Origin of the sequence: Corallococcus sp. bb12-1 (assembly GCF_026626765.1) — a bacterium.
GTDB lineage: Bacteria > Myxococcota > Myxococcia > Myxococcales > Myxococcaceae > Corallococcus > Corallococcus terminator.
In genome coordinates this window covers 734,150-756,643 of sequence record NZ_JAPNJZ010000007.1, presented here as the reverse complement: position 1 = coordinate 756,643, position 22,494 = coordinate 734,150, and the positions used below count along the sequence as shown (strand labels likewise).

Sequence of the window (22,494 nt, the reverse complement as noted above, 5' to 3'; positions counted from 1 at the left end):
CGCGCGTGCCAGGATTGGCACGTTCGCCGCGCCCCACGCACCTCCAGAGGGACGGCGCCGCGCGCAACACGGCGGAATCAGGGCATGAAGGTGGCTTCGGGAGGCATGGCACCGCCCTTGCCATGGAAGGGCTCCGCAACCTCAAGGAGCCCCATCCCCATGAACACCCCGAAGCCCGCCGCTGTGTCCCTTGTCGTCCCCTCCACCTTCCGCTGGCGTGGGTGGCCCGCGCTGGCCTTGAGCCTGGCGGCGTTCGCCACCGGCTGCGGCACGGGCGAGGAGTCCAACCTCGCGGTGCGTGCCAAGGCACTGGAGACGCGGCCCAGGTCCTGCCAGGACATCAAGAACGGCTGGCTGGAAGCGCCGGATGGTGACTACACCCTGTATGTCTCTGGCGACGCCTCCGCCCCCTGGACTGTGTATTGCCATGGCATGGCCGGCACGCCCACCGAGTTCCTCACGCTGGCGCGGACGGAGGCTGGCGCCAATTCCTCGCGATACAACGCGGGAGGGGCGTCGCCGGGGACCACGGTGCGGACCGCCTTCACGCGGCTGCGCATTCATCCCCTCACGCTGAAGGTGAATACGGCGGACCAGACCTTCGCGACCTCCACGGGGTCGCTGCGGCACAGCCCGGACACGGTGACGTCCATGTCCTACGGCGTGGCCATGTCCTGCAACCGGACGCTGGCGCAGGCGAACATCGACCTGCGAGACACTCCGTTCGCGGTGCCCCGGGGCCAGTTGGTGCCGTGGGCTGGGGGCACGGCGGGCAGCGGCGCCGTCTACAGCGAGCAGGATCAGGTCGTCAGCCTGTTGGGAGGCGGCTACTGCGGCTTCGTGGGGATCGCGGGCATCGTCAATCCCTACAACCAGAACGGCGGGCTGCTCCAGCTCCAGTACCGCCTGGGCGACCGGCCCATGAGCTGCCAGGACATCAAGACGGCCCAACCGGCGGCCCAGGACGGCGATTACACGCTGTTCGTCAACCGGGATCCGCTCAAGCCGTGGACGGCCTATTGCCACGGCATGGCAGGCACGCCCGCCGAATACCTGACCCTGGTGCGGACGGGGGATGGATTCAACTCCTCGCAATATACGGCGGGCGGGAACTCACCCGGCGGCGACGTGCGGACCACGTATGCGCGCATTCGTATCAATCCCCTCACGCTGCGGACGGACACGGCGGACCAGACCTTCGCGACCTCCACGGGGTCGCTGCTGCACGGCAACCAGCAGCCGGTGAACGCCATGCCCTACGCGTCGGCGATGGGATGCAGCACGGTGGGGCTGGCCAACATCGACCTGAGAGGGACGCCATTCGCGCTGATCTCGGGGCAGCTCAGCCGGGGGGGTGTCAGCTCCGAATCGAGCTCGGTCTCCTTCAGCGACAACAACCAGGTGGCCAACCTGCGCGGCTACGGAGGCTGCGGGTGGGTCGCCCCGGTGGGCAGCTTCAATCCCTTCAACCAGAACGGCGTGTCGCTGCTCCTGGCCTACGCCACGCCTCAATAGCGGCGGGTTCGCGGCGGAAGACTTCGCGGCGCGAGCGGCTCGGGCGAGGACAGCAGTCCGTCCAGGACCCCGTAGGCGTAGAGCGCCGCGAAGGCATAGGCCCCCACGAGATAGGAGACGTTGAGGCCCCGGGCCGTGGACGCGTCCCCGGCGGAGTAGCGACCGTCGGGGCCGCGCAGCGCGAGCGCGGTGCCCAGGGAGAGGGCGGACACCGCGAACGTCGTGCCCTGCGTCACCGCGAGCACGGTGCCCTTCGGCGTACGGCCGTGCACGAAGTGCCCCACGCCGAACGGCACCAGATACCAGCCCCGCGAGGACGTCCGAACGCCGACCAGGGCCTGACGGGCGGTGGGGAGCGCGGAGGTCACGGAAGCGGGTGGAGGTCGCGGCACGGACGGGCTGCGTTCCATGGCGCGACGGGTGATGCGCTCCTGACGCAGGACGTGGATCCGCTCGACGAAGGCGATGAAGTCCGGCGGGAACATTAGGGGATCCAGCTTCACCTCGGAGTCCGCCGCGAGTCCTTCCACCACCTCCTGTTCGGCGCGTGGCAGGTCCTCCTGGGCATGGAGCGTCGCGGCCAGGAGCATGCGGGCTTCGGCTTCCGCTTCGCGCTGGGGCAGTTGAAGGGGCTGGAGCAGGGACTCCAGCGCGACGCGCGCGCGGGCCAGGTCTCCGGACACGTAGGCCTCACGGGCAGGGCCCAGCGCGGAGGACGACGCCAGCACCAGGGACACGATGAGCGCCTTCACGGAGGAGCCTCCAGCACGACCGTCGTCCGGGTGCCCGCCACCGCGTCCACCGTCTGTCGCAGCACGTTGCCTCCAGGTCCCCGGACCGACAGGACATGCGCACCATGCGTGAGTTTCAAGGGGCCGCGAAGGGGCGCCACGCCAACGTCCACCCCATCGACGAAGACGCGGGCCGACACGGGAGCGACGAGGATCACTTCCGCGTCGCGAACCCGGAGGGAGAGATTGCGTGAGACGGTCTCTCCCGCCGCGACCTGGAGGACCTCTTCCACGGGTTCGCAGAGGGGGTTGTCGAAGCGCAGACGGTGCGTGCCAGGGGATAGACGGACTTCACGGATGCGAGGCGTGTAGCCCCGGCTCTGGCCATCCACGAACACCTCGGCCCACGGACGCGTCGCCACGGTCAGCGTCGCGAAGCCCTGGGCAGGGGGCTGTGTTGTTTCAGGCGGTGACGGCGCCAGCGTGGGGCCGGGCGAGGAGCCCAGAGGAATGGGAGCCTGCTTTCCGGAGGCGTTCGGAGCCGCCGTGACGGGGCTCCGGGAAGGGGCGGCGCGGGATGGCCGGGCGGATGGAGGGACCGATCCTGGCCTCGCTTCCGTCCCGTGCGGATTCCTCGCGGTGGGAGGGTTCACGCCCCCGGGTTGAGCCTCCGCCCCAGGCACCGTCTCGCTGGAACGCGAGGCGAGCAGCGAAGGTGCAGGTGCGACTTCCGTCGCCACGGGGGCGCGCTCCGAAAGCATCCGCGTGCGTTCGCGGAAGGCCACCCACGCGCCCAGGGTCACCAGCAGCCCGCCGAGCAGGACGCTCGCGACAAGCATCGGGAGCCGCCGCGTCCTGGGCCGTGTTCGCAGGAGCGCCAGCACTTCGTGAGCACCGGGCCGCAGGGCCAGTGCGACATTGAGACATCGTGCGGCCTGGGCCCCCTGCCCCGCCGCGAGCAACGCGCGTCCTTCATCCAGCAGCCGTTGGAACCGGGCCTCCCGCCAGCGCGAGGCGGCCTCCTCCGGGGACAGGAAGAAGGCTCGCGAGGCCTCGGAAGGTGAGCCGACCAGCGAGCGAAGGACTTCCTCCAGGCCCGTGGTCAGCTCCGAGCCATCCCGGGGCCGATCACGGGCATCCCGGGCAAGACACCGCTCCACCAGCGCGCTCAGCACGTCGGGCGTACCCGGCACGACCTCCGACAGCGAGGGGGCATCACGGGTCATCACGGAGACCGCCAACCGCGCGCTCCCCTCCCCTGCGTGCGGCGTCGTCCCCGCGCACAACTCGAACAGGAGCACCCCCACCGCGTAGACATCCGACGCCGGGGACCAGGCGCCCGTGTCGATGCGTTCGGGCGCCATGTACGCCAGCGAGCCGATGACGGCGCCGGTGCTCGTCAACCGGGCCTGGTCGGCCAGCGCGGCGATGCCGAAGTCCGCCAGCTTCAGCGGGCCGCCACGCGCCACCAGCACGTTCTCCGGCTTGACGTCCCGGTGCACCACGCCGCGTGCATGCGCCGCGTCCAGCGCCCGAGCCAGCTCCCAGCCCAGCAGCGCGGCGACCTCGGGAGGCACGGGAGCAAGCCGTCGCGCCAGCGCGCGCAGGTTCTCGCCCTGCACCCATTCACAGACAAGGAAAGGGCCGCGCACCGGGTCCTCGCCGAAGTCATGCACCTCCAGCACGTTGGGGTGCTTGAGCGACGCGACCACCTCCGCCTCCCTGCGGAAGCGTTCAGCGAGCCCGGGCTCCAGGCCCGGGTGCAACACCTTCACGGCCACGTGGCGCGACAGCCGGAGGTCGCGCGCCAGGAAGACCGTCGCCATTCCCCCCCGTCCCAGTTCCTGCTCCAACTGGTAGCGGCCGGCCAGCAGTTCGCCCGTCATCGCGAGCGCAGTCTAGAGACCGTGGTTTTCCGGAGCAAACACGCGGGCCTCATGGCAGCCGGCACACGCCCAGGTCGCCACCGGGCAGCAACCGACACACGCCAGGCGCTCCTCCGGGACATTCCACATCCAACCGACAGGGTTGGTGGCATTTCTTCACACCGCCCGAGTCCACGCAGAAGCCACACCGGCCGCACTCCAGGGAGGATGAACAAAACGCGTCCAGGGTCGCGGGCGGCAGGCCGTCGCAGATCTCCACGCACAGGTCCTCCGGCCCGCACCGGTAGCCCACCGGGCAGCCGCTGCCACAGGCGAGCGAGCAGCGTCCGCCCTCGCAGCGTGCGAGCCCGGGACAGGAGAAGGAGTCAGCGCACCGCTCGGTGAGCCGCGCTCCAGGCTCGCATTGTTGGAAGGCGCCATCGCAGCGCTGTCCGTCCGGGCACTCGCGGTCGCTGGAGCACGAGCGGACACATGCGTCGTCTGAACAGCCCGCATCCGCCTCATCGCGAACCTGGATGTCGAGCGGGCAGCCCACCGCCGTCAGCAGGAGCAGGACCGCGAGGAAGGATGAACCCGGGAGGCGCATGGGGGAAGGCCAGGAGTACGCCATGCGGAGGGAAGAAGAGAAGGGGTCAGTCCTCCTCGCCCAGGTAGCGGAACACCGAACGCAGGCCGATGCCCAGCGCCCGCGCCGCATCCCTCTTGCTGCCCCCGCTGCGAGCGATGGCCTCCCGCACGTAGCGCAGCACGAAGGCATCCCGGGCCTCATCCAGGGGCACCCGCGGCGTCGCATCCGCCCCCAGGTCCAGGTCCTCGACGCCCAGCGACTCACCAGAAGCGAGGATGGAAGCGCGCCGGACCCGCGACACCAGCTCGCGGACGTTGCCCGGAAAGGGATGACCGCGAAGGGCCTCGGTGGCCTTCTGGGTGAAGTCGCGAGCGCGACCGCCCTCCTGTTTCAAGACATGGTGGGCGATGAGCAGCACGTCATCGCCGCGCTCGCGAAGGGCGGGCACGTCCAGACGCACCTCATCCAGGCGGAAGAGCAGGTCCTCGCGAAAGGCGCCCCTGGCGACGAGCGTCTTGAGGGGCTGATGCGTGGCGGACACGACGCGCATGTCGACCTTGCGGGGCCGGTGTTCACCCAGCCGGGTCACTTCGTGTTCCTGGACGACGCGAAGCAGACGGGACTGGAGGGACAGCGGCATGTCTCCAATTTCATCCAGGAACAACGTGCCGCCATCCGCGGCCTCCACGAGGCCCGCACGGTCCGCTCCCGCGCCGGAGAACGCCCCCCGAGCATGGCCAAACAGCTCACGCTCGATGAGGGACTCCGGAAGCGCCGCGCAGTTGATGGCGACCAGCCGTCCCCGGCGACCACTGCGACGGTGGAGCGCGCGGGCCACCTCCTCCTTGCCAGTACCCGTCTCGCCCTGGATGAGCACATGCAGGGACGTGGGCCCCAGCCGCTCAATCTGTCGGCAGAGCGAGCGCATGGCGGGGGACTCCCCGATGAGCCCCTCGAAGGTGGCCGCGGCGATGCGCTGCGTGAGGCTGTCCACCTGGGAGCGCAGCTCGGTCAGCTCACGAGCGGTGGCCAGCAACAGCGCCGCGAGCGAGGACAAGGCCATGGCCTCCTCCAGGTCTCGCGAGGAGAAAGGAGGACTGCCCAGGCGCCGGCCCAGATACACGGCGCACAGGGGCGCCGAGCGCGCACGCAGGGGCAGCACCAGCGCGGAGGCAAGGCGCAGCGCCAGGACACTGGGAGCCCCGGCCAGGGAAGCCTCCGCCGCGACGTCGGGCACGAGCACGGGAGCCCCCGAAGCCACGACCTGATCCACGAGGCTGTCCACCACGGCCGCGGCGGGCACGGAGCCGGTGGCGGCCAGCACCTGTCGCCGGTCATCCTCCACCGACACGAGAAAGCCGATGTCGGCGGACGTGACCTCCGCGATGCCACGAAGGGTGACCTCCAGCAGTTCCGACGCGGGACGCTGCACGAGCAGCCGGGAGGCGAAGTCCGTCAGCACGGGCAGCAGCCGCGAGGACGATGTCGGGTCGGGCCGGGCATGCACCTGGACCGCTTCGGAAGCCCCCAGTGTGAGCGTGACCCGGCCGATGACGAAGGAGTCGCCCGGAGCCAGGGGTGACAGGTCCACGCGCTTGCCACGAACGCGCACATCACCACCGGGACTGGCGGCGGACACCGTCCACCCACGCGCGTCCCGGAACAGCAGCGCGTGACTGGCCTTCACCCCAGGAGAAACAAGAACGACGTCACACGCGGGGTCGGAGCCCACGGAGATCACCGGCTTCTCCAGTGCCAGGTGACGTCCTTCCGGAAGGGTCAGGAAGAAGCGCATGGGCGGATGAATGCAGGCCGGTCCAGGGCGAACAGGAGGGCCAGGCCTGAAGTTCAGTCCTTAGTGAGGTCGTAGACCTCCTGGATGTTGTGCAACGTCTGCGCGAAATCCAGCTTCAGGTCATTGAGGATGCCATTGCGCATGTCGAACACCCAGGCATGCACGATGGGAAATCCGCGCGCCAGGAAGGACTTCTGCACAGCGGCCGTCTTGATGATGTTGATGCTCTGCTCCAGGACGTTGAGCTCCACCAGCCGGTCGTAGCGCCGCGCCTCATCCGTGATGCCGTCCAGCTCCAGCTTGTGGAAGCGGTACACGTCCCGGATGTTGCGCAGCCAGGGGTTGAGGATGCCCAGGTCCTTGGGCTGCATCGCCGCCTGGACGCCGCCGCAGCCGTAGTGGCCGCAGACCACGATGTGCTTCACGTCGAGGTGCCGGACGCCGTAGTTGATGACGGACATCACGTTGAGGTCGACGTTGTTGACCAGGTTGGCGACGTTGCGGTGCACGAACACGTCACCCGGCGCCAGCCCCATGATCTGGTTCGCCGGCACGCGGCTGTCGGAACATCCGATGTAGAGAAATTCCGGCTGCTGCGACTGAGAGAGCCTGGCGAAGTAGTCCGGGTCCGAGCGCAACTGCTCCTCGGCCCAGCGCTTGTTGTTCTCGAAGATCTTGTCGTAGGGCGTCACGGCAACGACGCTCGCACGTGTCGGCACGAGCGTCGAGAAGTCTGGGCGCCCGATGTCACCCAGACGAAACCACGCCCATCACGTGGGAGGGTTGCTCCCCCGGCCATCACCCGAGGGCCTTTCTTTTCAAAAAAGAGTCGCCCTGACGTCCTCGCCTCACCATCCTTCAGTCGGGGCGTTCGCCGGGACGCCTCCCACCCTGACCCGGCAACGGAGCCCGCCATGTCCCTCACGCGCGCCGCAGACCTCTCCGAACACGTCGATGTGTTGATCGTCGGAGCGGGTGTCTCGGGGATCGGGGCGGCCTGCTATCTGCAACGGGAGCATCCGTCGAAGTCGTACGCCCTTCTTGAGGCCCGGGGGGCGACCGGTGGCACGTGGGATCTCTTCCGCTACCCCGGCGTCCGCTCCGATTCGGACCTGCACACGCTCGGGTACGAGTTCAAGGCGTGGACGAACAACAAGTCGATTGCCAGCGCGGACGCCATTCTTGCCTACCTGCGCGAGACCGTGGCCGAACACGGAATCGACCGTGCGATCCGCCTCCACCACAAGGTGCACGGCGCCGCCTGGTCCAGCACGGATGCCCACTGGGTCGTTGATGTCGAGCGCACCGACACCGGCGAGCGCATGAAGCTCACCTGCCGGTGGTTGTTCTGTGCGAGCGGCTACTACCGCTACGACCAGGGGTTCACGCCCCGGTTCGAGGGAACCGAGCGATTCAAGGGCCGCATCGTCCATCCCCAGCACTGGCCCGAGGATCTGGACTCCACGGGCAAGCGCGTCGTCGTCATCGGCAGTGGCGCCACAGCCGTGACCCTCGTGCCAGCGATGGCGGACACGGCGGCGCATGTGACGATGTTGCAACGCACGCCCACCTATATCCTGCCCACTCCTTCCGAGGACCTGTTCGCGAAGCTCGCACGGAAGCTGCTGCCAAAGACGTGGGCCCACGCGCTCACGCGACGCAAGAACATCGCCGTGCAACGCTTCATCTGGAGATTCGCCCAGCGCCACCCACGGGCGGCCCGGCGTGTCATCCGCTACCTCAACGCCAGTCAGCTCCCGAAAGGGTATCCGGTCGACGAGCATTTCAACCCGCCCTACAACCCGTGGGAGCAGCGGCTGTGCGTGGTGCCGGACGCGGACCTCTTCAAGGCCATCTCCAGCGGCCGGGCTTCGGTGGCCACGGACCACATCGAGACCTTCACCGAGAAAGGCATCCAACTGAAGTCGGGCCGGGAGATCGAGGCCGACATCATCGTCACCGCGACCGGCTTGAACCTCCAGGCGCTCGGCGGCATCGCGCTGACCGCTGATGGAGCACCGGTGCACCTGCCCGACACGGTGGCCTTCAGGGGAATGATGCTCAGCGGGGTGCCCAACTTCGCCTTCGCCATCGGCTACACCAACGCGTCCTGGACGCTGAAGGTCGGCCTGCTGTGCGAGCACTTCTGCCGCCTGCTCGCGCACATGGATGCGCACGGACACACGATCTGCCGTCCCGAGCTGAGCGACCCGGCGATGCCCACCCGGCCGCTGCTCGACTTCGCCGCCGGCTACGTGAAGCGCTCACTCGACACACTGCCCCGCCAGAGCGACCGGGCCCCCTGGCTGATGTCGATGGACTACCACCTGGACACCCGGTTGCTCCGGGAGGGCCCGGTGGTGGACCCGAACCTGCGGTTCTCCTCGCACCTGCGTCCGGCCTCCCCCTCCACGCCGGATGTCGCGGTGGCGGGATGAGCTTGCGAATGCGGCTCGCCGCCGCCGTGCTGCGAACACGCCGAGGACCCACTCGCGGCCCCGCCCAGCTCCGGCACGAGTACGCAGGCCGGCAGTACCCGCCGCCGGCCCCCCTCGGACAATCCCTGCGCAAGCGATGTGACGTCCGCGAGGAGCGCGTGCTCGGTCAGGTCGTGTACACGCTGACCCCGAAGGCCGGAGCCACGGGCTGGCACGTCATCTACACGCATGGCGGCGCGTTCGTGAATCCGCTTCAAGGCGCGCACTGGGACATCATCCAGCGGCTCATCCGGGAGACGGGCGCGACGGTGACCGTGCCCCTCTATCCCCTCGCCCCCGAGCATCCGTACACCGAGACCTTCCGCCTGCTCGAACAGGTCTACCGCGACGTCCTGCGGAACGTGAGCCCGGGCCGGATCGTGCTCTGTGGTGACTCGGCGGGAGGCAATCTGGCGCTCGCGCAGGCGCTGCACTACCGGAGTCAGAACCTCCCGCTGCCAGGCCACCTGCTGCTGTTCGCCCCGTGGGTGGACCTCACGATGTCCCACCCGGAGGTGGCGGCGGTGGAGCCTCGCGACGTCATGCTCCGGGCCACCGAGCTGGTGGAATGGGGCCGCTGGTGGGCTGGGGACTCGGACCCGCGCGGCCCGCTGCTCAGCCCGCTCTTCGCGGACCTCGGGGGCCTGCCACCCATTCACATCGAACAGGGCACCGACGACCTCTTCCTGCCGGACGCGCGCCGGCTTCGTGAGCGCGTCGCGGCCGCGGGCGGTCAGGTCGAACTGCACGAGACACGCGGAGGGTTCCACGTGTTCATGGGGGCCACCTTCACGCCGGAAGCGCACGCCGTGTTCCGGCGGATCGCGGGGCGCCTCGGCACCACACGTTGAGGAGGTCCGCGACCTACCCGGGCGCTCCGGGGTGAGCGCCGACCGTCTGCTCGCGCGGGGGCCGGGGGATGAGGTAGTCGCGCTGGATGGTGGCCAGCCCCAGCTTCTCCAGCAGCACACACGCTCCGTAGCCCAGGTCCACCTCGTGGAGGTGGTACGAGAACGAGGCGGACCCAGGATAGCGGTGGTGGTTGTTCTGGAAGCCCTCGCCCAGGATGAGCCACGCAGCCAGATGGTTGTTGCGTGAGTTGTCGGACGTCTCGAAGTTGCGCCCGCCTACCGCGTGCCCGAGCGAGTTGACGATGCCCCCCTGCACCGGGTGGCTCATCATCCCGAGGAACCACGCGGCCCCCAACAGCCACCCCACCCCCACCCCCAACGCGAGCCCGATGGCCGCGTGCAACACATACGGAAGGAACCAGAGCCCGGAGCGGGTCAACGTGCTCAGCGGGAACTCGAGGTCCTTCGCGTAACGGGTGTACTCCGGCTTCTCCTTCAGCAACCCGATGATGACCTTCTTGTAGTTGCGCAGCTGCTCCAGCCCGATGCCCAGGATGCCCACGTTGACGGGCGAGTGCGGATCCAACGGCGTGTCCGAGTGCTCATGGTGCAGCCGGTGCATCACCACCCACGCCTTCGGATCCAGGCCGGTCAGCCAGTTGCCGCCGAGGATGACCGCCCTGCGCAGGGCCGGGTGGAGGCGCACGGCCTTGTGCGCCACGGAGCGGTGGTAGCCCACCGTGATCATGAGGATGTTGAGCAGGTACGTCCCAAGGAAGATGGCACCACAGACGGCCAGGTACATGGGGGCTCCAGCGTCGCCGCGGCGTTACCGGCGAGTAGGTTACTTAATCGTAAGTTACCGATGAGTAGCCTAAAGGTCAACCTGGCGTCGTGTTGGAGCTTCCCTGGAAGAACGCCTTGCCGTCCTGCCTTCAGCCGCTGCGTCCTCCTGGACGAACTCCTACCGGATGACCGTGCCAAGGTCGGTCTTGGCGTCCAGCAGGGCGGCAGGGCCGGCCAGGTACGGCCGCGAGTACGGCGCGCTGGGATTGATCTGACCGTCGGGCTCATGGGACCGCAGTGCCAGTTGCAGGAACAAGCCCTGCAGCACGGTGGCCGGCGGCACGTCGAACGGCACGATCTTGCCAGCCACGTTGGCGGCGGTGGGCGGGGTGCTGGCATCCAGGTAGACCCGCGGCGCGCTCACGCCTGCGCTGACGTCATGCCCGAGTACGGCACACAGGAGGCCACCTGCACGGGCGCTGGTGTCATCCCGCGGGTGTTCGCCAGGGACCAGCTTTCCACCGACCAGCGCTCCATCGGCACCTGCTGTAGCTCGACCGCATCGACCACGCCCTGCGCTTGGAAATCGAGGTCGATTCCGTGAGTGGCACCCTTCACGCTCCGCTTCAAGCTGGGTAGCATCGGTCAGTCGCGCTCCACCTCCAAGGGGCCGGATCGAGAGCCACTGACCATGAGGTTCCGCCCGGATGAAAGCATTCGTTGGGACGTGATTGAAGAGCACCTGGAAGAGGCGTGCTTTCTCTGGACGCAATGGGAGAGCGGGCTGTGCTCAGCGCGCCAGACCCTGTTGGAACTGGCGACTGGCGATGAATTCCGCCTGAAAGCCCACCTTCAAGCCCTTGCATTGGGAGGTGAGCAAGTCGCCGAAAGGATCCTCATCCCTGCCCTGAAAGGGGAAGACGTTGAGCGGATCCGCGCAGCGAGCCATGTACTCCTCTTGAGGACTGAGCACGCAGAGGCAGTGATCCAGGCACTCCTCGAAGCACCGGAGCCTCTGCGATGGCCCTTCGCGCGCGCACTGTCTCTGAGCCAGAGCCCGGGGCTCTCGCGACGCCTCCTGCCCCTACTGACGACGCCAGAGCCAGACCTGTTGGCGACCCTGGTGGAGATCCTGACCTTTCGCCGTGGATTGCCTGCGGACACCCTCTCCGCGCTTTGCCGACATGAGGTCCCACGGGTGCAGGCCGCAGCGCTGCGCGCAGCATGTACCCCCAGCACTGCCCCGGAAGACGCACAGATTGTCCGACACGCCCTTGCCTCCCCTCACGCCGCCGTCCGTGCCGCCGGCCTGGTGTTGGGACTGTACCGTCACAGTCGCGAAGCATTCGCCACCTGCGCCCACTGGAGCAACGCGGCAGGCGAGGCGGGTCGTGTTGCTCGACTTGCCTTGGCAATCGGAGGCGACCCGGGACACCTCCAGCAACTGCTCGGACTGCTGGAGGTCCCGGGACTGCGCCGAGAGATACTCTGGGCACTTGGATTCAGCGGAAGGATCGCCGCGGCGGAAGCCTGCATCCCCTGGCTCCGAGATCCGGCACTGGCGGGCATCGCGGCCGAAACCCTCTGTGGCATCACGGGACTCGTCCTGGAGGGACGGTTCCGCGTGGACAGGGAAGACACTCCCGACGACGCGTCCCTCTCCCAGGAGGAGGATATGTCTCCGAACCCGGATTCGGACATGGAGTGGCCTGAACCCGACGCCATTGAACGCTGGTGGTCCGAGGCCCGTCGCCAATTCGGAAAGGAAACCCGGTACATTGCCGGGAAGCCCTTCTCGGGGGACGCCTTGCTCGACGTGATGGATGGGTCAACCATGAGGCGGCGCCCTGTCCTGGCACTCGAACTCGCCATCCGAACTCAGGGGCTGCACGCCGTGGAAGTGAGCGACTTCTCGCATTTCCAGACGCATCAACTCGCCTCCGCGCGGGCCCGTGGCGGTGGCCCATTCTGGACAGGGCCTTTCGCTACACGAATGAATCACTGAACCCAGGAGGTAGCACATGGGAACGAGTGTTGGCGTCAACAAGCTCTCCGTGGTGCACAAGGATACCGGCGGAACCACCATTGCATTTCCCGACGTGTGCAAGACTCCAAGTCCCGCTGGACCCGTCCCCATTCCCTATCCAAACATTGCCCAGTCATCCGACACCTCCAAGGGAAGCAAGACGGTGTCCGCGGAAGGCAATCCCATCTGCCTCAAGGACTCAAACTTCAGCACCAGCACCGGCGACGAGGCAGGCACCGCCGGGGGCGGCGTCGCGTCCAGCAAAACCAAGGGCAAGGCCGAATTCGTCAACCATTCCTTCGACGTGAAGATCGAAGGGAAGAACGTGGCGCGCGCGCTCGACCTCATGCTCCACAACGACAAGAACACCCCGCCCGTCCCCCTCATCCAACCTCCCGTCATCGCGAGCGGGAAGCCAGAGGAGGAGAAGAAGTGCCTGTGCTGCGAGGAAGACCTGTAGGCGCATTCCCTCTTCTGGCGATCCGAGGAACCCATGGCGGGAGACAAGCACCTCACCGAAGCGGACACGAAGTACCACGACCCCATCAAGAAGGCGCTGGAGAATGGCGCGTGCCTGACAGGACACGAATCAACGTACAAGAAGAACAGCTGCTCCTATCGCTATCAAGCCGTTGAGTTCTCGAGGGTGGATCCAGATCGCCTCTCCCTCTACAACAAGCGGGTCAAGCTCAACAAACGGACCCTCCAGCGCTACAAGCGGGACCATCGCCTCAAGGCGGGCTTCATTCCGACCTCAAGATATCCCACCAATGCCGGAGGTGTGTATCCAGAGGACCGGGACTACGGAGACAGACTCAAGGCGCCCCAACCCGGGGATTGGGATGTGGACGGCCCCAAGCGCGCGGGCGTCAAGGATGGCTCCGGAAAGACAATAGGCATCGGAAAGAACTTCACGGGTGCGTTCTGGCCATACTGGAACAACGCCCACCACATGATTCCGAAAGACACCCTGAATGCCCGCATCACGGCCGCCCACCCCGACGTCAAGATCGTAAACCTCATCCGAGCCGGCCTCCTCAAGGCCAAGTACAACGTCAATCACTACCTGAACATGATCCTGCTGCCGATGGACAAGGAGGTGGGCCGCCTCCTGAAACTACCCCGGCACCTCTCCTTGGAGGAGGGCTCGACCGAGTTCGACGACAACCCCAAGTTCGATCATGAGGCCTACAACTTCAAGGTGACGACCCGGCTCAAGCTCATCATGAAGGGGTTCGCGGAAGAGGCGACGACGACCCGGGCGAAGAAAAAATCCTGCAACATCGCCAAGATGGGCCCTTTATCAAAGAGCAAGCTCGAACTGCTCTCAAAGGACTGCTACGTCTCCATCAAGGTCTTTGGCGTCGCATCGCCTGGCGAGCCGCTCATTGATCTTCCCGGACTGAAGCTCAGAAGCCCATGAACTACTTCATCCTCAATCAGGCCCCCCTGGTCGACAAGACGTATTGCACGCTCGGGGATCTTCCAGCCAACCTCCAGGAACTGAGTCATTTGATGTCGTTTGGCTCGCCCGTGGGATCTGACTACCCCAAGGACGCCCAATGGCGCATGAGTGACGAATTTGGCGGCCTCAAGCTGCCGTCCCTCGTCGCCAACACGGACAGCACCCTCGTGGTCGAACGCAATCTGAAGGAAATCTTCGCTTCGACTGGCGCCCCCCTGGAGTGCCTGCCCTTCGCATTGCTCAACCACAAGGGACGGGTTGCGAGCCGGGACTATTTCATCATCAACCCGCTTGCCATCCTGGACTGCCTCAACCCGACGAAGAGCGAAATCGAGTGGGAGGGCGAAGATGTGGTCGAACTTCGGAAGGCCGTCTTGGATCCGGATAAGATGAAGGACGCCCCGCAGGTGTTTCGCATCAAGGAGGCGCGGGAGCAGATTGTCATCAGCCACTCCCTGGCGGATGCCCTGAAGAAAGCGGCACCCACCAACGTGTATTTGTTCGGTCTGGAACTGGCACCCTCAGGGCAGTCGGCGAAGTCCCGGAAGGCGAAGAACTGAGGCCCCGCCATGGATGTCCCGCTCTGGTTGATCCGGAAGGACCTGGGTATCTCGCTGCAGATGGGGCTTCCACGGGTGCTCGGGCGAAACGTGACGCTCCGGCAAATACTCATCTTCTGCGGCTACTACAGGAGGATGGGGATCGTTGAGCTCTTCTTGACGGGGCGGCCGGAGGGCTTCATCAAGAACCTTGCCAAGAGTGCCCGGGCATTTTCTTTCTACCTGGAGGGAACTCCAGAAGAGGCGAAGGCCACAAGCCAGGCGGAGCCATTCTTCGATGCGGTTGCCTGCGATGATCAGCAGGCGGCCATGACCATCGCTCGGAACTCGCGGGCGACCTGGAACCACCAGGAGGAATACGAGGAAGACTTCCTCTACGCCCGACTGCTGATGGACCTCTTCGGCGTAGGGGCAGAGAAGGACCACCTCCATCGACTCTTGAGCCGATACGAACAGGTCCTGGGGAATGCGGAGGACTCACGTCTGGAGATGTGCCGAGCGCTGATCGAGAAGGACCAGAAGCTCTTCGATGAAACCCTTGAGCGGATGCTGGGGGACCACCGACGCGCTGCGGAGAAGAAGCTGAATGCAGGTCAGATGTCTCCCAACGATGCGGCGACCGTCTCACACGTCTGGGTGGAACTGGTGGCCCTGCTGCGGTTCGCGGAGCAGGCGCGAATGAATCTGGCCCGGAATTACCCGTTGGCCCCCTCGTTGATCCGTCGGGCGAACCCCTCCTGGCTGCCTCCCGAGGAGTCCTGGAGGGACATCCCCTCCTACTTCGAGCTTGAGTAAGGACGCCCCATGCGCATGGCTGTCACAGGATTGGGAATGGTGACATCGCTCGGTTACGGCCGGACCGGGAGCAGTGCCGCCATCCGTGCCGGCCTCACTCGCGCACGCGAGCTGCCTGGGATCATGGTCCCCGATGGAGACGGCGAGGTCACGCCGGCCCGGGGGCATCCCATCGAGGGTTTCGCCGAGGGCTTCTTTCAGGCGGGAGCCTGGGTCCGGCTCGCATCGGGGGCGATGGAAGATCTGCTCTACGAGGGCGACACCCGAGCGCCCCTGCCGGGAGCCTGGCCGCGGACAGGCCTGATGGCGCTGATGCCACTGCTCGATCCAGCGCGCTTCATGTGGGCCATCGACCAGCAACCGGATTCGTTGGCCGAGTACTTCACCGAACCCCTCCGTCAGGTGCTCGGGCTTCCCATCCCCCCTGAAAACATCCGGGCCATCGCCTCGGGGCACACCAGTCTGGCGGAAGGGCTCCAGCGCGCGGAAGCACTGCTCGGCTCCCGTCAGGTGGATCGGGTGGTGCTTGTCGGCGCCGATTCGTATCTGGACGGGCTCACGTTGGACTGGCTTTCCCAGCACGGACGACTGAAGAGTGGGGAGGCCCCCACCGGGCTTCTTCCAGGTCAGGCGGGCGCATGCCTCATGGTGGAGCGAGGTGTGGACCGCGTCCCTGCGTCGGAGTCCGGGTGCCACATCCTCGCGAGTACGGTGAAGTCTCCGCCCCCGGGTGAGTTCCCGGGTGCGACCCAGCGGGGGCAGCTCCTGGCAGAAGCCATCCAGGAAGTCCTTTCGAGTGGCAGCCCCGGAACCTCCTTTCGCGGCGAGTTGGTCCTCGACCTCAACGGCGAGCAGTGGAAGGCCCACGCCTGGGGCCATGCGCAGGTCCTGCTCAGGCAACGGGTGGATTTTGACGGTTGCGGAACGCTGCTTCCCTGCGAGTCCATTGGCGAGGTGGGCGCGGCCAGTGGCCTTCTCGGGGCCGGTCTGGCGCTCACCAGCCTGCTGGATCCAGGGAGCGCCGCCGGAGAAGCCCTGATCTGCGGGCTCGCGGATTCAGGACAGGTGTCGGCGGTCCTGGTGCGTGGAGTGGCCAGGGCTCCGTTCATCGCCAAGCGATCGTGAAAAAGAAAAAGGCCGGCGGTCCCTGAGGACCACCGGCCTTCTTCTTTTGGAGCCGACATCCGGATTTGAACCGGAGACCTACTGATTACGAATCAGTTGCTCTACCAACTGAGCTATGTCGGCGCGACGGCTGAAAGCGGCGCGTAAGTACCATCCGGTTTCGGGCCCCGCAAGCAGAATCTCCACCCCCACCTGCCCACCCAAAGTCACCGCCGCTTCTCCCATCCAGAAGCCCTGACATCCATGACACGGCGCATCTGGCGAAGTGACACACCGCGTCGGCTAAGTGCGCGTCTTTTCTCCACTATTTGGAGAATTGACGAACTCCGCAGCGGTTGACCCCCTGTGGAGCCTGTGCACATAAGGGCCCCGCTTTCCCCTGCGGCCCCCATTCCGGGTGGGCCCTCAAGGAGCACATTCCGTCATGGCCAGCGAAGAGACTTTCATGCGCGCCCCGGCCCCTACGCCCAAGCGCACCATCTACACGGAGGCGATGGAGATCTTCCACTTCGCGGCGGATCTCATCGGCCTGGACAAGCGGGTGCGTCTGGAGCTCGAAGAGCCCGACTACGAGCACATCTTCTACGTCACCGCGAAGCTCAAGGACCGGCTCGTCCCCCTCATCCCCGAGGAGGCGAAGTCCTTCGCCGACCTGTCCGTCACCCAGGTGCGCAACACCGAAGGCCTGGAGCGTCTGGCCAACGGCAACATCATCCTCAACGGCCGCGCCCTGCTGGGCTCCGACGTCGCCATCCGCCACGGCCACCTGCGCCTGCCGGACGGGCTCGTCTACCAGTTGGTCCCCGGTGAGTCGCAGCGCTTCAAGGCCTACCGCGTCCAGCACAACCAGGCCCGTGGCCCCTACAAGGGCGGCCTGCGCTACCACCGCGAGGTGTCCCTGGACCTCTTCAAGGCGCTCGCCGCGGAGATGACCTGGAAGACCGCCATCGCGGAAGTCCCCTTCGGCGGCGGCAAGGGCGGCATCCAGTTGGATCCCCGCGAGTACGGCCGCGAGGAGATTGAAGCCATCACCCTGCGCTTCATGTACCGGCTCAAGAGCCTCATCGGGCCGAACATCGACATCCCGGCGCCGGACGTGGGCACGAACCCGGAGATCATGGCGCTGCTCTACCGCCAGTTCTCCGACGGTGAGCGCGAGCGCCACAACCTGCGCGGCATCGTCACCGGCAAGGACGTGCGCATCGGCGGTTCGGAAGGCCGCGGCAAGGCCACCGGCCAGGGCGTCGCGTTCTGCATCGAGGACTACTACGCCGACCGCGGCGAGAGCGTGAAGGGCAAGACGTTCGTCCTCCAGGGCTTCGGCAACGTGGGCAGCCACGCAGCCATCATCCTGGGCAACATGGGCGCGCGCCTGCTCGCGGTGAACGACGCCGACGGCTCCATCTTCAACGGCGACGGCATCGACGTGAACGCGCTGACCGCCTACGTTCAGGATCCCAAGAACCTCAAGCGCTCCGTCATCGGGTTCCCCGGCGCCCAGCGCATCGAGAAGAAGGACCTCTGGGACGTGCAGGCGGACATCCTCGTCCCCGCCGCCCTGGGTGGCGAAATCACCGCCGAGGTCGCCGAGCGCCTCAAGGTGAAGCTCATCGCCGAAGGCGCCAACGGCCCCACCACCCCGGAAGCCGACCGCGTCCTTCAGAAGCGCGGCATCGAGCTCATCCCGGACATCATCGCCAACGCCGGCGGCGTGACGGTCAGCTACTACGAGTGGATCCAGAACAAGCGCATGGAGCGCTGGAGCGAGGCGGAAGTCGATCAGCGCCTCGAGCGCGCCATGAAGCGCAACTACCGCATCATCCGGGACATCTCGCGCAACCAGCCGCGCAAGACGGAGATGCACGACAGCCGCCCGTACTGCATCGGCAAGAACGTGGACAGCCGCTGCGCCGCGATGATCCTCGCGCTCAAGCGCATCGAGGCCCACTACCTGCTCGAAGGCTTCTCGCAGTAGGCATCCGCTTCAAGCAACTTCGAGTCCCACGCCCGGGGCACGGTGTCTTCCCTCTCTCAGGGGAAGGGCCGTGCCCCGCGGTTTTTCAGTGCATCACCCGCTCGCGGTCCACCAGGAGCAGGGGCGCGTCGTCCATCGTCTCGTACGCCACGATGCGCAGGCCCACGCCGCGGCTGTTGCCCGGACGCCCGTCCTTGCGCCCGAAGGCCAGCGCCACCTGGTAGCGCACCTCGCACAGGCACGTCATCTCCGTGCCGTCCTCGCCCGCGAAAGTCACCTTCAGCTTCTCGCCCAGCCCCAGCGAGTCGCGCACTTCAATGAACATGCCCCGCGCGCTGATGTTGCGGCCAATGCCCCGCATCATCCCGTCCTGCGTGGACAGGTACACGGTGAAGATCTTGTCGAATCGGAGGTGGTTACGACGTTCCTGCGGCTGGGTGTTCATGGCGGGGATGGCCTCCGAAACAGGGGGTGACAGGGACAAACTACATGGTGGCTAGATGTAGGCAACTTATCCACTTACATCTACCCCGCCCCACCAAGCCCCACCCATGGGAAAGCCCTGCCCCCGGCGCGGCCGGAAGTGGCAGCATCCCTGGCGTCTTCATCCCCCCCTTCTTGGGAGTTCCCGCTCGTGAATCGCTTCCTGGCCGCCGCCTTTGCCCTCCTTGTGCCCACGCTCGCCCTGGCCGACGTGGACTCGCGCTTCGCGAAGCTGCGCGACGAGTCCGAGCCCCTGGGGGCGCTGGGGGCCTTCCTGGAGAAGTACGTGGGCGAGTGCGACGGGGCCTTCGTGGACCCTCAGTGCAAGGCCAACGCGGAGGCCTTCCGCAAGAAGTACACGGGCAAGCGCCTCTACATGATCATCACGGAGGACGACGCCACCATGCTGTCCGCGGGTGACTACAACCCGGGCAACAACGACTACACCATCAACATCACGCCCTTCTTCGGGGGCGGGAAGTACGCCCTCACCCACGGGGCGCCGAAGAAGACGGACGCCCAGGGCAACCCGGTGATGAACTACCTCACGGTGAGCGGCACGGCGCCGGACGGGTGGAATGGCGGCGTCTTCAGCCGCCTGTTCTCCACGCGGGGCGTGCGCGCGCAGGTCGTCTTCACGCCGCAGAGCGTGTGGTCGCTGCCCAAGAAGGGTGGCGGGAAGGTCTTCGGCGTCAATGCCCGCGTGGAGGCCGTGGTCCTCACCGAGGGCCGCAGCGGCGGACACATGGGCCTGTGGCTCAACGGCAAGGACGCCCCGAAGTAACCAGGCGCCCGCCCCCGCTTCAGCGGGCGATGGCGATGTACTGGAGCGCGTCGCCCCGCTGGACGCGCAGGAGGATGCTGGCCCCCGCGCTGCCCCGCTCCAGGGCGGCCTTCACCCCGGCGGAGTCCTTCACCCGGCGACGGTTCACCTCGGTGATGACGTCGCCGGCGCGCAGGCCGGACTGCTCCGCCGGGCTGCGCGGGACGACGCCGGACACCAGCGCGCCCAGGAAGGCTTCGTAGCCCAGGGGCGCGGCCACCTCCGGCGTCAAATCCCGGAGCACCAGCCCCAGGTCATTCGCGGTGCTGCCGCCCCGGTTGGACAGGCCCTCGGTGGCCTCCTGCGCCGGGCGCGCCACCAGCCGCACCGACACCTCCTGCGTGCCGCCTTCGCGCAGGAGCGTCAGCTTCGCCTCCGTGCCCGGCGCCAGCAGGGCCACCTTGCGCAAGAGCTGCAGGTAGCTGCCAATGGGCCGGCCATTCACCGCCACCAGCCGGTCTCCGGGGCGGATGTTGGCGGCGGCGGCGGGGCTGCCCCGGTAGACGTCCTTCACCACCGGCGCCGTGGTGGTGGCGGCCACGCCGTCCTCGTTGATGACGACACCCAGCCAGCCGCGCTCCAGCTTGCCGTTCTCCCGCAGGTTGGGCAGCAGGTCCTTCACCAGGTTGATGGGCACCGCGAAGCCGATGCCCTGGCCCTCGCTGATGATGGCGGTGTTCACGCCAATCACCTCGCCGCGCATGTTGAAGAGCGGGCCGCCGGAGTTGCCGGGGTTGATGAGCGCGTCCGTCTGGATGAAGTCGTCGAACTGGCCCACGCCCAGCACGCGCTCCTTCGCCGAAATCATCCCGTGCGCCACCGAGTGGTCCAGGCCGAACGGGTTGCCGATGGCCACCACCCAGTCGCCCACCTCCAACACGTCCGAGTCCCCCAGGTACACCGCCGGCAGGGTCCCCAGTCCCGCGCCGCTCAAGCGCAGGAGCGCCACGTCCGTGGACGCGTCGCGGCCCACCACCTCCGCGGGGAACTCGCGGCCGTCCGCCAGCCGCACGGAGACCTGCTGGAGGGGCACCTCACGCGGGCCGCCCTTGTCGGGGGTGACGCCGGAGCCGGACGGGTTCACCACCGGGCCCTGGGCGTTGGCCACCACGTGGTTGTTGGTGACGACGAGCCCGTCGGCCGTCAGCACGAAGCCGGAGCCTGTGGAGCGCTTCACCGCACCCGGCAGCGCTCCGGGGCCCACCGTGGTGATGTTCACCACGCCCGCCTCCACCGCGCGGATCAGCGGCGCCAGCGACGTGGGGGGCACGAAGTTCGCAACGCCCGCGCTGCCGGCCGGGCGCTCGCGCCACAGGGCGGACCCGCCGGCCGTGCCCTCGGACGCGGGCGACGATGGCGGCGGGGCGGCGAACCAGGCGGTGTGCTCGCGAACCCGGGCCTGGAGCCAGGGCTGGAGCGGATCCTCGGCGGCCCCAGCCACGGGGGCGAGCGTCACCGCGAAAAGAAGGCTGAACAGTCGGACGGACACGGGGCGGCAGCTTACACGGCGGGCCATGGCGTCAGGCCCCAACAGACCGCCCTGCTCCACCCTTCCCGGCGCATGAGAGGCCAGGAAGGGGGCCAGCCCCCGCCAGCCCCAGTCAGGCTCGCAGGGGCGTCAGGAGAAGCGGCGCCAGAGCTTCGCCAGCACTTGGCCCCAGCGCCTGGGGATACCCCTTCAGGCCTGCGCCGGGGCCACGTACCGGGCCACCTTCACCCGGGCCGGGCGGATGATGCGGTCCTTCAGGCGGTAGCCCGCGCGGAACTCGGCCACGACCTTCTGGTCGTCGTCCTGCACGGGGGTGATCTCCATGTCCACCGCCTCGGCGACGTTGGGATCATAGGGACGGCCCACCATCTGGATGCGCTCGATGCCGGTGGCCTGGGCCTTGGCGAGGAGGCTGTCGCGGATCATCCGCACGCCCTGGGCCAGCGGCGAGGTGTCCTGGTGGCTGGAGGCCAGCGCCAGGTCCAGCTCGTCGATGGCTTCCAGGAGCGTGCCGGCGACGTTGCCGCGCTCCACGTCGATCATCCGCTCCCGCTCGCGCGTCAACCGCTGCTTGAACTCCTCGCGGTCCTTGTTCAGGTCCTGGTACGCCCGGGCCAGCTCGTTCACCCGGCGGCGGGCCACCTCCAGTTCCGTCTGGAGCCGCGTCACTTCGCCGTCCGATGCGGCCTCGCGGTCCTCTGGAAGGTCGGTCGAAGGAGCCTCCCCCGCCTCGTTGGCGGGGGACTGCGTCTCCGGGGTCTCGTCGCTGCGGGGCTTACCGTCCATTGTCGAACCTGCGCCAGGGGGTTGAAAGAGCGGACCTTGATACGCGGCGCGAACCTAACCGCGAGGGCGCCCCTGTCAACGCGGCTAGTGGTTGGAAGGAGCAGCCGGTGGGGCCTCGGCCATGAAGCCGTGGTCCACCTGCCCTGTCACCTCATCGATGATCTCCACCTGAGCGGCCCGGAGCGAGTAGTAGAGGAGCCACCGCTCGGCGGCCGTCAGCGTCCCCGGAGGCAGCGCCTCCTCGATTTCCTGCACCGTGAGCCGGCCGTCCTTGAGGCCCTTGGCGAACAACGACTTCCGCGCGACGTAGCTCTTCCCAATGCGGTTCTCCACGGCGACGCCTCCTTGTCTGCCAAAA

The 22,494-nt window shown here is 67.2% G+C and carries 23 protein-coding genes and 1 tRNA gene; 11 read left to right on the top strand and 13 right to left on the bottom strand.

Annotation, left to right across the window (positions count from 1 at the left end):
- Nucleotides 1-159: 159 nt before the first annotated feature.
- A complete protein-coding gene (locus OV208_RS13635) occupies nucleotides 160-1,515 on the top strand; it encodes a GON domain-containing protein (protein ID WP_267574256.1) in 1,356 nt (451 codons plus the stop codon).
- On the opposite strand, the gene OV208_RS13630 is transcribed toward OV208_RS13635, so the two are convergent.
- Genes OV208_RS13630 through OV208_RS13610 form a run of 5 tightly spaced genes read right to left on the bottom strand, consistent with a single transcriptional unit; the run spans nucleotide 1,509 to nucleotide 7,187 of the window.
- On the bottom strand, nucleotides 1,509-2,267 hold the full coding sequence (locus tag OV208_RS13630) for a hypothetical protein (RefSeq protein WP_267574255.1): 759 nt from the start codon (nucleotides 2,265-2,267) through the stop codon (nucleotides 1,509-1,511). The two genes, OV208_RS13635 and OV208_RS13630, sit on opposite strands and share 7 nt — an antisense overlap.
- Nucleotides 2,264-4,132, bottom strand: coding sequence for a serine/threonine-protein kinase (locus OV208_RS13625; protein ID WP_267574254.1), 1,869 nt, complete (start codon nucleotides 4,130-4,132; stop codon nucleotides 2,264-2,266). Before OV208_RS13625 ends, OV208_RS13630 begins: the two co-directional genes overlap by 4 nt.
- 49 nt (nucleotides 4,133-4,181) lie before the next feature.
- Entirely contained in the window at nucleotides 4,182-4,718 is a 537-nt protein-coding gene (locus OV208_RS13620; RefSeq protein ID WP_267574253.1) for a latent transforming growth factor beta-binding protein, read from the bottom strand.
- 46 nt (nucleotides 4,719-4,764) lie between these two features.
- Nucleotides 4,765-6,495, bottom strand: a complete 1,731-nt coding sequence (locus OV208_RS13615; RefSeq protein WP_267574252.1) for a sigma 54-interacting transcriptional regulator — start codon at nucleotides 6,493-6,495, stop codon at nucleotides 4,765-4,767.
- Between the two features lie 53 nt (nucleotides 6,496-6,548).
- Nucleotides 6,549-7,187, bottom strand: a complete 639-nt coding sequence (locus tag OV208_RS13610) for a carbonic anhydrase (protein WP_267574251.1) — start codon at nucleotides 7,185-7,187, stop codon at nucleotides 6,549-6,551.
- Nucleotides 7,188-7,409: 222 nt separating this feature from the next.
- On the opposite strand from OV208_RS13610, the gene OV208_RS13605 reads away from it, so the two are divergent.
- Both OV208_RS13605 and OV208_RS13600 read left to right on the top strand, forming a co-directional pair.
- The gene (locus OV208_RS13605) at nucleotides 7,410-8,933 is read left to right on the top strand and encodes a flavin-containing monooxygenase (protein WP_267574250.1); all 1,524 of its coding nucleotides are present in this window, start codon (nucleotides 7,410-7,412) and stop codon (nucleotides 8,931-8,933) included.
- Entirely contained in the window at nucleotides 8,930-9,823 is an 894-nt protein-coding gene (locus OV208_RS13600; RefSeq protein ID WP_267574249.1) for an alpha/beta hydrolase, read from the top strand. The genes OV208_RS13605 and OV208_RS13600 overlap by 4 nt, the downstream gene beginning before the upstream one ends.
- Before the next feature lie 13 nt (nucleotides 9,824-9,836).
- Here OV208_RS13600 and OV208_RS13595 read toward each other — a convergent pair whose 3' ends face one another.
- From OV208_RS13595 to OV208_RS13585, 3 genes are all read right to left on the bottom strand, one after another.
- On the bottom strand, nucleotides 9,837-10,628 hold the full coding sequence (locus OV208_RS13595) for a fatty acid desaturase (RefSeq protein WP_267574248.1): 792 nt from the start codon (nucleotides 10,626-10,628) through the stop codon (nucleotides 9,837-9,839).
- A 159-nt stretch (nucleotides 10,629-10,787) separates the two neighbouring features.
- Entirely contained in the window at nucleotides 10,788-11,033 is a 246-nt protein-coding gene (locus tag OV208_RS13590; protein WP_267574247.1) for a hypothetical protein, read from the bottom strand.
- Complete coding sequence (locus OV208_RS13585) at nucleotides 11,030-11,227, bottom strand: hypothetical protein (RefSeq protein ID WP_267574246.1); 198 nt, start codon at nucleotides 11,225-11,227, stop codon at nucleotides 11,030-11,032. Before OV208_RS13585 ends, OV208_RS13590 begins: the two co-directional genes overlap by 4 nt.
- 73 nt (nucleotides 11,228-11,300) lie before the next feature.
- Here OV208_RS13585 and OV208_RS13580 point away from each other — a divergent pair, with 73 nt between their 5' ends.
- From OV208_RS13580 to OV208_RS13555, 6 genes are all read left to right on the top strand, one after another.
- Complete coding sequence (locus tag OV208_RS13580) at nucleotides 11,301-12,614, top strand: TIGR02270 family protein (protein WP_267574245.1); 1,314 nt, start codon at nucleotides 11,301-11,303, stop codon at nucleotides 12,612-12,614.
- A gap of 16 nt (nucleotides 12,615-12,630) precedes the next feature.
- Nucleotides 12,631-13,095: a DUF4150 domain-containing protein gene (locus OV208_RS13575; RefSeq protein WP_267574244.1), complete on the top strand. Its 465-nt coding sequence runs from the start codon at nucleotides 12,631-12,633 to the stop codon at nucleotides 13,093-13,095.
- A 33-nt stretch (nucleotides 13,096-13,128) separates the two neighbouring features.
- On the top strand, nucleotides 13,129-14,058 hold the full coding sequence (locus OV208_RS13570; protein WP_267574243.1) for an AHH domain-containing protein: 930 nt from the start codon (nucleotides 13,129-13,131) through the stop codon (nucleotides 14,056-14,058).
- Nucleotides 14,055-14,660: an imm11 family protein gene (locus OV208_RS13565; RefSeq protein WP_267574242.1), complete on the top strand. Its 606-nt coding sequence runs from the start codon at nucleotides 14,055-14,057 to the stop codon at nucleotides 14,658-14,660. Before OV208_RS13570 ends, OV208_RS13565 begins: the two co-directional genes overlap by 4 nt.
- Nucleotides 14,661-14,669: 9 nt before the next feature.
- Nucleotides 14,670-15,455, top strand: a complete 786-nt coding sequence (locus tag OV208_RS13560) for an Imm49 family immunity protein (protein ID WP_267574241.1) — start codon at nucleotides 14,670-14,672, stop codon at nucleotides 15,453-15,455.
- 123 nt (nucleotides 15,456-15,578) lie between these two features.
- Nucleotides 15,579-16,580: a hypothetical protein gene (locus tag OV208_RS13555; RefSeq protein WP_267574240.1), complete on the top strand. Its 1,002-nt coding sequence runs from the start codon at nucleotides 15,579-15,581 to the stop codon at nucleotides 16,578-16,580.
- A gap of 47 nt (nucleotides 16,581-16,627) precedes the next feature.
- On the opposite strand, the gene OV208_RS13550 is transcribed toward OV208_RS13555, so the two are convergent.
- A tRNA-Thr gene (locus OV208_RS13550) sits at nucleotides 16,628-16,703 on the bottom strand.
- Between the two features lie 301 nt (nucleotides 16,704-17,004).
- On the opposite strand from OV208_RS13550, the gene OV208_RS13545 reads away from it, so the two are divergent.
- On the top strand, nucleotides 17,005-18,555 hold the full coding sequence (locus OV208_RS13545) for a Glu/Leu/Phe/Val dehydrogenase (protein WP_324291376.1): 1,551 nt from the start codon (nucleotides 17,005-17,007) through the stop codon (nucleotides 18,553-18,555).
- 85 nt (nucleotides 18,556-18,640) lie between these two features.
- Here the strand turns inward: OV208_RS13545 and OV208_RS13540 are convergent, their stop codons facing one another.
- Nucleotides 18,641-19,000: a PilZ domain-containing protein gene (locus OV208_RS13540; protein WP_120538204.1), complete on the bottom strand. Its 360-nt coding sequence runs from the start codon at nucleotides 18,998-19,000 to the stop codon at nucleotides 18,641-18,643.
- A gap of 189 nt (nucleotides 19,001-19,189) precedes the next feature.
- On the opposite strand from OV208_RS13540, the gene OV208_RS13535 reads away from it, so the two are divergent.
- Nucleotides 19,190-19,822 carry a DUF6066 family protein gene (locus OV208_RS13535; protein ID WP_267574238.1) on the top strand — a complete coding sequence of 211 codons (633 nt, stop codon included), beginning with the start codon at nucleotides 19,190-19,192 and terminating at the stop codon, nucleotides 19,820-19,822.
- A gap of 19 nt (nucleotides 19,823-19,841) precedes the next feature.
- Here the strand turns inward: OV208_RS13535 and OV208_RS13530 are convergent, their stop codons facing one another.
- The 3 genes from OV208_RS13530 to OV208_RS13520 all read right to left on the bottom strand — a co-directional run bounded on the left by OV208_RS13530 (nucleotide 19,842) and on the right by OV208_RS13520 (nucleotide 22,469).
- Nucleotides 19,842-21,377, bottom strand: coding sequence for a trypsin-like peptidase domain-containing protein (locus OV208_RS13530; protein ID WP_267574237.1), 1,536 nt, complete (start codon nucleotides 21,375-21,377; stop codon nucleotides 19,842-19,844).
- Between the two features lie 162 nt (nucleotides 21,378-21,539).
- Nucleotides 21,540-22,136: a nucleotide exchange factor GrpE gene (locus OV208_RS13525; RefSeq protein ID WP_267574236.1), complete on the bottom strand. Its 597-nt coding sequence runs from the start codon at nucleotides 22,134-22,136 to the stop codon at nucleotides 21,540-21,542.
- 84 nt (nucleotides 22,137-22,220) lie between these two features.
- Nucleotides 22,221-22,469, bottom strand: coding sequence for an RNA polymerase sigma factor region1.1 domain-containing protein (locus OV208_RS13520; RefSeq protein ID WP_267574235.1), 249 nt, complete (start codon nucleotides 22,467-22,469; stop codon nucleotides 22,221-22,223).
- Between the last annotated feature and the right edge of the window lie 25 nt (nucleotides 22,470-22,494).